The organism is secondary endosymbiont of Heteropsylla cubana (assembly GCF_000287355.1).
Classification (GTDB): Bacteria; Pseudomonadota; Gammaproteobacteria; order Enterobacterales; family Enterobacteriaceae.
Genome location: NC_018420.1, coordinates 389251 through 402030 on the forward strand (window position 1 = coordinate 389251; position 12780 = coordinate 402030).

Annotated in this window: 10 protein-coding genes; 3 read left to right on the plus strand and 7 right to left on the minus strand. The window is 25.5% G+C overall.

What is annotated here, in order from left to right; all coding sequences use genetic code 11:
• Nucleotides 1-830: 830 nt before the first annotated feature.
• Nucleotides 831-2432, plus strand: a complete 1602-nt coding sequence (gene nadB / locus A35E_RS00985; RefSeq protein WP_014888812.1) for an L-aspartate oxidase — start codon at nucleotides 831-833, stop codon at nucleotides 2430-2432.
• Between the two features lie 925 nt (nucleotides 2433-3357).
• Nucleotides 3358-4266, plus strand: a complete 909-nt coding sequence (gene rdgC / locus A35E_RS00990; RefSeq protein WP_014888813.1) for a recombination-associated protein RdgC — start codon at nucleotides 3358-3360, stop codon at nucleotides 4264-4266.
• Nucleotides 4267-6103: 1837 nt separating this feature from the next.
• Here the strand turns inward: rdgC and A35E_RS03115 are convergent.
• From A35E_RS03115 to A35E_RS03305, 6 genes are all read right to left on the minus strand, one after another.
• Nucleotides 6104-6256, minus strand: coding sequence for a nucleoside recognition domain-containing protein (locus A35E_RS03115; RefSeq protein ID WP_230197096.1), 153 nt, complete (start codon nucleotides 6254-6256; stop codon nucleotides 6104-6106).
• Nucleotides 6257-6431: 175 nt separating this feature from the next.
• The gene (locus A35E_RS03315; RefSeq protein WP_083835075.1) at nucleotides 6432-6593 is read right to left on the minus strand and encodes a hypothetical protein; all 162 of its coding nucleotides are present in this window, start codon (nucleotides 6591-6593) and stop codon (nucleotides 6432-6434) included.
• A gap of 190 nt (nucleotides 6594-6783) precedes the next feature.
• Nucleotides 6784-6960: a hypothetical protein gene (locus tag A35E_RS03185; protein WP_160142532.1), complete on the minus strand. Its 177-nt coding sequence runs from the start codon at nucleotides 6958-6960 to the stop codon at nucleotides 6784-6786.
• Between the two features lie 149 nt (nucleotides 6961-7109).
• Nucleotides 7110-7394, minus strand: coding sequence for a hypothetical protein (locus A35E_RS03320; protein WP_160142542.1), 285 nt, complete (start codon nucleotides 7392-7394; stop codon nucleotides 7110-7112).
• 32 nt (nucleotides 7395-7426) lie between these two features.
• A complete protein-coding gene (locus tag A35E_RS03125; RefSeq protein WP_083835076.1) occupies nucleotides 7427-7768 on the minus strand; it encodes a FeoB small GTPase domain-containing protein in 342 nt (113 codons plus the stop codon).
• A 51-nt stretch (nucleotides 7769-7819) separates the two neighbouring features.
• Nucleotides 7820-7927 carry a FeoB small GTPase domain-containing protein gene (locus A35E_RS03305; RefSeq protein WP_014888814.1) on the minus strand — a complete coding sequence of 36 codons (108 nt, stop codon included), beginning with the start codon at nucleotides 7925-7927 and terminating at the stop codon, nucleotides 7820-7822.
• A 2133-nt stretch (nucleotides 7928-10060) separates the two neighbouring features.
• Between A35E_RS03305 and tmaR the strand changes: the two genes are divergently transcribed.
• On the plus strand, nucleotides 10061-10402 hold the full coding sequence (tmaR, locus tag A35E_RS01000; RefSeq protein WP_014888815.1) for a PTS system regulator TmaR: 342 nt from the start codon (nucleotides 10061-10063) through the stop codon (nucleotides 10400-10402).
• Between the two features lie 1940 nt (nucleotides 10403-12342).
• Here the strand turns inward: tmaR and sufE are convergent.
• Nucleotides 12343-12762, minus strand: coding sequence for a cysteine desulfuration protein SufE (gene sufE, locus A35E_RS01005; RefSeq protein ID WP_014888816.1), 420 nt, complete (start codon nucleotides 12760-12762; stop codon nucleotides 12343-12345).
• Nucleotides 12763-12780: the final 18 nt, after the last annotated feature.

Genomic DNA, 12780 nt, shown 5'->3' on the forward strand with positions numbered 1-12780 from the left:
AGTGTAAACTACCTCTTTGATCTAGACCAGATGGTTCTTAATTTTATTAAGTATTTTTGAGTGTTTGTTTTTGTATTTTCGTTTATAAATTTAAGTTTGTATTTATTGCGTTTTTTTAAAAATGGTTCTGTATAAGAAGGTGATAAAATTAGTAATATAACGTTCGATATAAGTATCTAGCATACAATATAGATGTTAATAATAATGAATTTATTAAATTAGTGATAATGATGTGTATTTCCTTAAGTTTGTTTTAAATAAACATGTTTATCATTTTATAATTACACCCAAGTTAATCTAAACCATATTTTGTATATAAAATATGGTAACAATTTTTAGTAGGTTTTATAGTAAAAATATATAGTTTAGCATATGTTTGAATGATTTTTTTAGACAATATGAAATTTTCAGATTTCGATGTCTCTTTACTTTTTTTTGGAGACTATGCTGAGTATGAATTCTCACAATAGTATAATTGTTTAAAACAAGGTTTTGAAAAACCTTATTACAGGATAATATCTTGCGTATTTTACACGACGATAGTGTTTGAATTATTCTATAAATATTTTTTTTTAAAACAACAGAATAATTTAAAAGGAATAAAAAGTAAAAGTGTGATGATTTTGGGTTATGAAAATATAAAATTAAGTGGAATTACTTTTCTCACAAAAAAAATAAAATATTTATTAAGTATATACATTACTTTAAATTTAATTAGAATTTATAATAAATAGGTCAAGAGAACTTGAGTTACATGCATTATGAAAATCTATATTTGGTGATATTATTTCCGACATGTTACTGAACATTTCAACTAGATACTATCTGATATGCAATCATCAATTCAATATACAACAGATGTTTTAATAATTGGTAGCGGTGCTTCAGGGTTATCTTTAGCATTACGTTTGGGGAAAATTTATAATGTTATTATTTTAACTAAAGATTTAGTGCATGAAAGTTCTACAACGTATGCTCAAGGTGGTGTTGCAGCAGTGTTTGACGTCACTGATAGTGTTGATTCCCATATTAGTGATACTCTTATAGCAGGTGCTGGCATTTGCGACTTTAAGTCGGTAGAATTTATTATTAGTAATGCTCGACATTGTTTGGAATGGCTTATTAACCAAGGGGTTGTGTTTGATTCAAAAAAATTAATGAATGGTGGTTTCTGCTATAAACTTGCTCAAGAGGGTGGACATAGCTGTCGACGTATTTTGCATTCTTCAGATGCAACAGGAGATACCATAGAAAGAGCGTTAGTTGTTCGAGTGAAAGCACATTCACGGATTCGGGTGATAGAATGTTGTCGTGCTGTAGAAATTATCACATCTTTTCACTTAGGGTTGTCCGGTGTACGCCGGGTTGTAGGTGTTTATTTTTGGAATTTAGAAAAAAAAGAAGTTGAGCTATGTCGCGCAAAAGTAGTTGTTCTTGCTACCGGTGGTGCATCTAGGGTGTATCAATACAGTACTAATCCCGCAATTGCTTCTGGTGATGGGATTGCAATGGCTTGGCGTGCTGGTTGTCGAGTCGCTAATTTAGAGTTTAATCAATTTCATCCCACTTGCCTCTTCCATCCGAAAGCTAGAAACTTCTTATTAACTGAAGCGCTACGAGGTGAAGGAGCTTATCTGTGTCGTCAAGATGGTAGTCGTTTTATGGAAGATTTTGATATGCGTGCTGATTTAGCGCCACGTGATATTGTTTCTAGGGCTATTAATCATGAAATGAAGCGTCTGAACGTTGATTGTATGTATCTAAATATTAGCCATCGATCAGAAACGTTTATTCGTCAGAATTTTCCTACTATTTATGATTACTTAATAAAGTTAGACATTGATTTAACTAAGCAGCCTATTCCTATCGTTCCAGCCGCACATTATACTTGTGGAGGTGTTGTAGTTGATCAAAAAGGGCGTACAGATTTAGAAGGTCTGTATGCTGTAGGAGAAGTTAGTTATACTGGTTTACATGGTGCTAACCGTTTAGCATCAAATTCTCTTTTAGAGTGTGTTGTGTGCGCTTGGTCGGCTGCGCAAGATATTCAATACCGCTTGCCAGACATTATTCATGTATCCAAACTACCCTCTTGGAATAAAAATAATTCTTTAACTACTTATGATGTAATGCAACTGCAATATAAATTGCATAATTTAAGAGTGCTGATGTGGGAAAATGTAGGAATTATTCGATCCAGTAAACAGTTGAAATTTGCTTTAAATTATATAAATCTTATCAAAACTGAAATTAACGAATATTATTCGAATTATTCGATATCTAACGATTTTCTCGAAGTTAGAAATCTAGTTCAAGTTGCTGAATTAGTGGTTAAAAGTGCATTACGGCGCAAAGAAAGCCGAGGATTACATTTTATTGTCGATTATCCAGAAAAGCAACTTGAACCGCATGCTACTATTTTGTGTCCTTAACTGTGATAATACATTAACAAGCATATTAGACTGTGCATGTAAAAGCTAATAGCTGGTGTTATCTGCACTAGTATTTTTTTTGAGGATATAAAATATTTTATAAAAAAACTGTATTGTTATTAATTTATATATGCATTTATTATAAATAAATGTGTTTTTTTATTTAAGTTATTTCGTTTCAGAATTTGATATTTTTAGGTAATTATATTTATGCGATTACCTCTTTTTTAAAAATTAGATTATTTAAATTTAAAATTTAAAATTAGTTTTTATATACAATATAATTCATTACTATTACATAAGGTTGGTTTATATTAAATGCATTATAGTTTAACCAGCAAGATATAGTTTTATTTAAACTTTTTCAATTATACATAAGATTTTTGATGAGATTTATAATCTACTATCTATAATTAAGGGTTGTACAAATATAGATTTTATATAAATAAAACACTAGAGAATGGTGCTTATAACGATAAAAAAAATATATTGATAGAAACTAATATTTCGTTTTTTTTGAAGTAAAAAAGTAAATACTTCTTAAAAAGTGTAGTTATTAAATCTACGCAAATTTATTATAAAGTGTAGTTAATAGTAATTTTTTATCTTCACACATTACGAGGACAATATAGATTCATATAATAAAAAGCATTATTTTATAAATCATAGTTATATACATTAATAGTTAAAGAAACTATATTACTATTTAAGTACTTGACAAAGATAAAATTGAAATGCTGATTAGTTTAAAAAACATTACATAATAGTAGAAAGTAATTATAAGTAGTTTTATTGAAAACTTTAAAATAAGATAGATTTTAGATTTAAATGCGTTTCAAAACACAGCAAATAATATATTTATACGATATAGTTTTTTTGGTGTAAAATATGCTTATTGTGATATTTTGAATAGAAATTTCTTATTATGTTATGGTTTAAAAATATAGTAATTTATCGATTAACTAAGCGAATCGAATTGTCTGTTGCGGAAATCGAAAAAAAGTTATCTGATTTTATATTTACGTCCTGTAGTGGTCAGGATATAGCCAAATCTGGATGGATTTCCCCTATGGGAGATGCATACTCACCATTAATTCATGCGACATCAGGTCATCTTTTTCTTTGTTTACGCACGGAAGAAAAAGTTATTCCACCTTCAGTGATTAAAAAGTCGCTTGAAGATAAAAATAGAAAGCTAAAAAGTAATAAAAATCGTAAATTATATAAAAATGAAGAGAAAATTTTGCGAGAGGAAATTTTTTATGAATTGATTCCTAGAGCTTTTAGTCGTTTTACAGAAACCTTTTTATGGATAAATCTTGTTGATAATATGGTTATTATTAACGTTAGTAATTTTAAAAAAGCTGAAAATTGTCTTAGTATATTAAGAAAATCAATTGGCTCATTACCAATAGTACCATTAAGGGTGAAAAATCCGATTGAAATAATTTTAACCCAATGGGTGCGTACCGGTGAGCCTGCTCCTAATTTTATTATTCAAGATGAAGTAGAATTAAAAATGCTGGCTACAGAAGGTGGAACTTGCCGATGTAAAAAACAAGATTTATCTAGCAGTGAAATTATAGTGCATATTAAAGCGGGAAAAATGGTGACACGGTTAGCGTTAGAGTGGAAAAATCGAATTCAATTTCTTATTGATAAGAATTGCTTAATCAAGCGCTTGAAATTATCTGATCAAGAAAAAGAATACGATAATATTATTCAATATGAAGATTCTCACTCTCATTTTTATTCTGATTTTACGCTAATAACTAGCGAACTGACACCTTTTATTGCTGATTTAATTAAAAGTTTTGGCGGAGTAATATTATAAAAAAATATGTCTTTAATTAATGGAATCAGTATAACAATCATTCATTAAAGTTAATAAAAATATTTAATAACTATAAATTACATCGCTTTGAATTAAGAGAATAAAGCATTATTAGTGCTATCATATATCTTAATGTGTCAACATGGTTCCATGTTTAAGATATTGAAATATTAACAATTAGAATATTATATAATTTTTTGTTGATTTAGAAAAAAGTATGCAGTTATGTCACTTTTAACTTCATATATAAAATATTTAGAGTGCTATCTTAAAAAGAAAATTACATTTTTTTAAAAAAAAAATGAAAAAAAATCAGAGATCATCAAATAATGTGTGATTTATGATAAAAAAATATTGTTTTAAACAAAGATATTAAGCAATCGCTCTACTAATCAAATTCATTAAAAGCGACATTTCAATTTATTCATTTTATGTTTCTTTCTCATAGAATGAGAAGTTAATTTTTAATTAAATGATTCATCATAAGTTTCTGAACTTATTATCTTTTACTTTTAAGTGGAGCTATTTTTCTTATAGAGATAATGCTTATCGCTTTAAATATTGAAGTTACAAAACTAAAATTTTTAACGATTTCAAATTGAGTATGCTGATTTTAATAATAAGGACTAATAAGAATTGATTTTCTTTTTATCTTCTTATCAAACAAGCAAGATATTCTTTTGCAGAGTTTTGTAAAAAAAATGTGACAGCAATCATCTTTATTTTCATTCTGAGATAAGAATATATAGTATTTTTAATAATCAGAATAATTAATGTTAATTTTACTATTTAATATAGTAATTAATAAAAAAAATAAATTATATTAATATATTTATATTTAAATGTAATCTACGTAACCAATAATATTAAAATATTTTTTTTAGATTAAATGTATTAATTGATGTTAAAGTAAGATAATTTTTGCATTAAATTAAAATTTATTTTTTTTATTTATAATTATTTTTATTGACTTAAAAAAAACAATAACGTATATCATAAAGCAAGTTTTCTCCATGATCGTTTTTTTTCAGAATAAATATTTGTTTTTTTATTCTCGATAAGATGTTTTATAATATCAGTTAAAATAACTTATTAAGTATAATTGAGCCCTTAAAGATCAGAATTCATAAAAATACGGATAGTGTTTAAAGAAAGAAATTAGATTGAGTTATTTGGAAGATTTGTGATGTTTTACTTTTTTTTACAGAAGGTTATTGATTTTATAAAAAAGTAAATAAAAATTTACTAACAAAAAATTATTTAGATAATATTGAAATAAGTTTTTTTATAATAAATTAATAATTAAAATTATTACAAAAGACAACATTAGATTGAAGGTCGTACTATTTTATTAACAACTTTTTTTCACTGTAGATGTAAGAGTAGGGGTGTATTCTATCATGTTTAGTTTTTTTTTGAAAAAGTCTCCATACTAATAAAGAGAAGCAATTCCAAAATTGTTAATGATAATAACAATACATATTAATATCATATTGTTTATCGGATGTCGCATAAAAGTAGCGATTTAATAAAATAGAATTGCAAGTGAGTAAGTTACATAAGTGCTCCAAAAAAAAAACAAAAATAAACATTCAGATTCTATTGATTTCATTATTAATTGCTCCTAATACAAAAAAATATAAGGTAAATATAATAAAACAAAGATTAAATAGCTGTAAGCGGAAGTAATGCAATCAAATTCACCTTTCATTACGCTTATGTCTTCTAGACAGATCTGAGGTTTGTCTATTCGGTTTTCGACCGCATTATTAAATGAGTAAACACCGAATATATTATTCAGATGACTATGAGATTTGATTATTACTAAAAACACTCTTTAAACGCGATTGGAAATTTCGAAAATTAGATGGTAGTTTAACCATTTTTCAGTTGCATATAAGGTATTTAGTGTCCCTACCACCATTTCTTTTGTTATCATACCACTAATAATACTAGTGGTTGTCTGCCAATTATTTTCATAAATACCCATTTGTTTAAGCAGTGGAGTTACTATTTTACTTACTGATGGCAGTTTTGAATCGTTAATTTTATCTATTTTTTACCGTATAAAATAAAACCGATTAATGTGGTAATTACTATACTCATAAGTATAATAAACTTGCTGGATTGAAGTACGAAACTTTTAAGTCTTCTGTAAGTTTGAATTAGAATTTTTTTATACGAGGTCTTTGATACAATGGAAGCTTCATAATACAATGAATAAATTCATCATGCATGAACGGGTGTTTTAGAATTAATCCGGTGATTATTTCTACCACAATACTAAGAATATATAATGAGGATATGAATGTTGCAGAATATTGCATAAAAAAGCTACTGCAAAGATCAAAAAACTGCAATCCTTGCGTCGTACGCAATAAATGGAGCTATCATAATAGTTATTGGTCTTTGTTGAGATAAAAAAAAGGATACGAGAACCAATAATTGATAGTACATTATATTCAAAACCAATGATAAGTCGAATCAATGATTTTCTCAGAAGCCCAAGAGATTGCGTTAAGCGATTAATAATAAAAGTAGTACGAGCTGCATAGCCGGAATTTTCTTAGAAATAGTAAAGATAAATGCATAACACCAATCTGAGGAATGAGTGGAATAATAGTGTTGATTCCCCGCTCTGTGAGCTAATAAGCGTGGAACCAATGACAGTATATTTAGCTGGTAGCTAAACATTGTATACCATTAATAAAAAGCAAGGCAGATATATTCTTAAATATCGGTTGAAAAGCTCCATCAAAGTTCATGGAAAATACGAAAGTTAAATACATAATTATAAAAAATAGGGGAATACTAAGCCAACGGTTGAGTAAGAGCGTATCAAGTTATTTTGTTAGAAGATTGTTAGGTCGTTGTAAATCTGCATTATTTATTACCGTACGTGAGAGTTCTACGATAGAAGTATGGCGAGTATCAGAAATTATTAACGCTATATCTTTCTTTATATTCTCAATTAAATGTTGTAGTTTTCCGGAAAATTTTAATAAATCTCGGCTATAAATATCTCCCTCGAGTATATATAGCGCTGACCAACGACGCTGTGGTGGAATGTAGTGCTTAGGAATTAATGGTTGTATTAATCTATAGAGTGGTGGATAATATCTGGATATTTAATTACAAGCGAAGGCGCCAATGGGGGGTATCAAGTTCGATTTTTTAAGGCTGTAAGGCCTTCGGGTCGATTAAATGCGATAAGAATTACTGGGCAATCAAAGCGACGCATAAGTGTTTTAATATTGATTTTTTTTAATTCCATTTTTCTAGCAAAATCTATCACGTTTAATGCAATAATGTATGGAATATCTGGTTCTAATAATCGTAGAGTCAGGTAAAGTTTTTGTTCCAAGGTTGTTGCGTCTACTACGCTAATAAGTAGATTAGCATGTTGTTCAAGTATATAGCGACAAGTAAGTTGCTCATCAAGTGAGATTTGAATTGATAGTCTTGTGAGGGAATAAATACCTGGGAGACCAATAAGTTTTATGTATTGTGTTGGTGTGTTAAAGGAACCTTCTTTTTTTTCTCTGCTGTGACTTCAGCCCAATTGCCAACTTGTTTGATTTTCTTCAGCTAACTGATCAAAAATCGTGGTTTTACCAGCGCTTGGATTACCAAGCAAGGCGACAGTACCTGTAATAGTCATTACTCAAACCTGTCAATGATTAAAAATGTAAACGGGCAGTTCCATAAAGTAGAGGGTTATATTGAAGTATTCCTGATGAACAAGGGGAGCGATAAATCTTTTTTTCTCAACATCAACTGTAACTCTTTAATTTCGATATGTATAAGATAGTGCAAGACGAATTACTTGAAATGATCTAGTAGGTAATATGCCAAGCGAAAATATTTTTTTATCGAAACGTAGAACATATATTCTTAGTATATCCTATGATTTTTATCATTACTCTTTAATTGAAATTGCATAAAATCCTTCTTGGCAGTAATTATATTTACTTTAAAAACTTAACAATTACTACATTTGTTATGTGTATAGTATTAAAATCGTTCAAATGAATCTAGAAATATTTAGATGTCTAAGTATTGAAAATAATTTTTATATAAAATATAGTTTAAGTATTTGATCTTTTAAATTAAATGACATGTGATATTAAAGAATATTTGAAAAAAATGATAAATTAGATATATTTTTTATACAAACCACTATCTTAATGGTTTTAAAATTGTTAAATTATATAACTATTATGTTATTATTTTTTTCAAATCCATAATCTTACTGGCGCAGTAGAAATATAAAATTAAAAACAATCTTTTAGCAAAAAAAAAGAAATAAAATTTAAATCAAAAAAAAGAATTTTGATTTCGTAATATTAAAAATCTAGTTATATCAAACAATATAAGTTTAAAGATAGACAATCCAATCTAAATTAAAAAGAAGTAAAAAACATTAAGATTATAGTGTAGTCAATATATAATTATTGAAATCACAATAAATCATTTTCTCTTTATATAAAAAAATCTAGCATTGTGATCTTAATTGTTATTAAGTCATCTGTAGATTTTATAACGTAAAAATAATAGCACTTATTAGAATATTTATCTAGTTGTGCTTATTATATTAATTGTTTTAATCTATATTATTTTATAATAGAGACAAAGAGAGAATTATTCAAGTATACTAACCTTTTAATGCAGCGTTAATACACATCGGCTAAGACGTTTAGATTATTTAAGATAATATTTTTTCGTACATGGGTTGGAATTAGCTAATATAGAAAAACACTACAGTGTAGTTTTTTTTAAAATTGTGAATAGTCTGTTTTATCAACAACATTTTTGTTATTTTAATTATAAGAAATATAATCAATATTTATATGTTTTACTTAATTAAAAATAAAGTTTTGATAATTTATTGATTATTAAAATATCAATTTAATATAGTTATTTTTTTTATATGAACTATTTTTCTTAATTAAAAAGAAAATTTATAGATTATAGTGTTTTGTTTTTTTTACTAAAAATTGAAAGTTAAGTAACATTGTTGCTTAAAAGTCTTGGATATTTTTTCAGTTTCATTAGTTTTAATTGCTAAAGTTTTACAAAGTTATTTTTAGTTTTTAAAAGATGAATTAAAAAAATTTCTATTTATTATCCAGGTTTTAGACGAATAGACCAAAACTTTAGATTACACTTTTTTTTATAAAAACATAAAAAATTTGTTCATTTTTAATGAACATCTATTAAATTTTTTAGTTGAAGTTTTATCAACTTAATACTTTTAAAAAGTTAATTATTTATTAATAATAATTTAAATATAAAAAATACACTTTAATCTAAAAATTATAAATTTTTAATAAAGTTTCTATTAAACTTGAATCAATTTTACCTTATCATAAGACACAAAGAGTTAAAAGATAAAGTTATTAATTATTATTAGTGTTTAATGTATCAAACTAGTTATTTTTTTGTTTTAAAGCTCCATGAATAGCATGTGTAAATTTAGGCGATATGCTTTATCATAGTAACGTTATCTCTTTATATTATAAAGATACTTAAAATAAAAATTTCATAAAAACTGTATAAATTATTCAGTTTTATTAAAAAAATACAATTATTATGTATAATTTATTTTATAAAATATAAGTAATGTATTCTAAATATTTAAGTTTTAAAGATTATATAATGTAGTAGCTATATAATTATTTTATATATTGCAATATTATTAAAAATAAATAATATACAATAACTAATAACAATTATGATTGTATCATGATACATGCTTACTAAAATCAAACGTATAAGTAAAAAGGATATTTAAGTGGATCATATGAAGCCTTCTTTTAACGATGTTTTAGATTTTGTTCGTATATTTCGACGTAAAAATAAGCTGCAACGTGAAATCGGGGATAATGAAAAAAAAATTCGCGATAACCAAAAACGAGTATTATTATTAGATAATTTAATTCATTATATTAATGCAGGTACTTCAATTGAAGGTATTCAAGCTATTATTAGCAATATGCGTACTGATTACGAAGATCGAATTGATGATTATATCATTAAAAATGCTGAACTCTCAAAAGAGAGACGCGAATTGTCAAAAAAGATTAATTTAAATAGAGGACTTAAAAATCCGACTGATTCAGATAAGATTAATTAAAAATGTATTTTTAGGTAAGATAACTTGCAGTGATAGATTAATTAAATTAGTTGAGTATTCTTTTTTTCGCCTCTTTAATTATCGAGAAAGAGTTATTAACGTATTTTTTAAATAGATTGTCATTTTAAAGAAACAATTTTTACTTTAAATAAGTATATTATATAATGTTTTATTACACATATCAATCTATAATATATATTATAGAAAAATTGAACATAAAATATAGATTCAAACGTTTTTTTTATGAGTAATTATTAATAATAATTATCAATGTAAGTAAAATCGTTTGATTTTGCTATGTGGTTTATCCTAAATTAGGTGCTCATCTTGTTGAGCATTTTATTGCTCACCAATCGTTTAGTGTAAATAAAGTTATATCTTATAAGTAATTTATCCTACAAGTCTTCCATTCTATACTTTTTTTCAATACATGATTTTATATTTTGCATAAATTTCAACTGTTATTTAAATAGTTAAATATATGTTTTATCGAAATGAGGGCTTATTTGTTAATGAGAAAAATTATATCGAGAAAAGAAAAATATTTTTTATAGAACAAAAAGAGTGAAGGAAAGCAGCACTAAAAAAAGATTCTTAAATTCTAGTATAGAAAAACTATTTTTTATATTCCATCATTCGATAAGAGTGAAGCTCATAGTTTATATAATATAAAGTTAAGTAATTAATATAATTAAGAATTTTTATTCTTAATATTACTAATAAGCAAATTAAATTTATAAAAAATAAACGTTTTAGCAATAAGTTTTGAATAAATTTAATTTTTTTAATTCTTTATGAGAAGGTTTAAATTTAAAAATATAATAATTTTATTAAAATACTCGAAATTTAATTTATATCGTCAATATATTTTTATTTCTATTTTATATAGAAAGTAATAAAATTAAACAATCGTATTATTAAATGGAGTTCAATGGAAATTGAATTTAAAATAAATACTGATCACCTATTGTGGTACAAATACATTGGTTGTTTTATTTACTAAAATACATTCCATGTAAATATGACTTTAAACATTTATACTAATTATTAGTATATTTATGAAAAATATGTTTAAACATATAAGTATAATTAATTAATATAATCAGATTTTTTTTGTTTATAATCACTTTTTTAAAAAGTGGTTAGGGTTGCAAACAACATTTTGATTATAGTTTGTGTTTTTTTATACAGATTATAAATTTTTTTTGATAAGAAAATATTCGGTATATATAATATATAATTAATGTTAAGTAAAAATTACTAATAGAAATTTTGGTTTTTATAAACTCAAAAAGAAGACTAATTTTGATGTAGATAAATTAAAATCTAATCAAAGAATATTAAGAGATCAAAAAAAAAGATAATTTTTAATTAGAATAGGCAAAAAAAATAAGGTCTATCGTGTGTTATATTAATTTATATTTTTGTAATAACCATGCAACTCATTTAAAAAAAAATAAAGCTTCATGACCAGTTTACGCAGTATTTATTAACGATCTTTGTTAGTGTAATGAGCTATAAGGAATTAAATTAGATTAATGTTATAATCATGATAGGGTTTGTTGAAGAGTAAAGTTATTAAAAAAAATTAAGATTAAAAACAAGGTTTTTCTTTATATTGTTAATAGTTGGGTGATTGTTTAATTAAAATGGTTTTAACTTAACTAATAATAAAATTATTTTAAGTAATAAACATATTATTAATAATATGTATGTAAAATAGTAAGTGTGTTCTAGTGAAGTCAAATTAAAATTATTCCTCTGTAAACGAAACTAATTACTTTGTGGATAAAATGAACAGTATATTTTTTAAAAAAACTTACTCTAATTTTAAAAAATTAGATTATCACTCTATAGGAAAAGATATATCCATTAAATAATTAAAAATATATTAACTAAGTAATATTTGCTAGTCTTATCAGTAATGGAACAAAGAAAGATTATTGGAAGAAAGTGGTAGCTTGACTCCGAATGTGTTGAATCATCGCTTTTAATCCGTGTGATCGGGATGGTGTTAAATGTTGCGTAAAAGAAAGCGCAGAAAAAAAAGAGATCGCATCATAAGAAATAATGTCCTCTGCTGTTAATCCTTGATAAATAATAAATGTTATAGCAATAAGGCCTTTTACAATAGCAGCTTCGCTATCGCCATAAAGTTGGATTTTATTGTCTGTTTTGATTGATAGTGATATCCATACTTGGTTTTGGCATCCAGTTATTAGATTGTGTGGAGTCCGCATCTCTTTCGGAAACTGAAGAAGTTTTTCTCCCAATTCAATTATATAAAGATATTTATCTTCCCAATTATAACAGCGAGAAAAGTAGCGAATAAATTGATCTTTATTAGGTAGGTTTATCATGATTATCTGTTTTCCTTT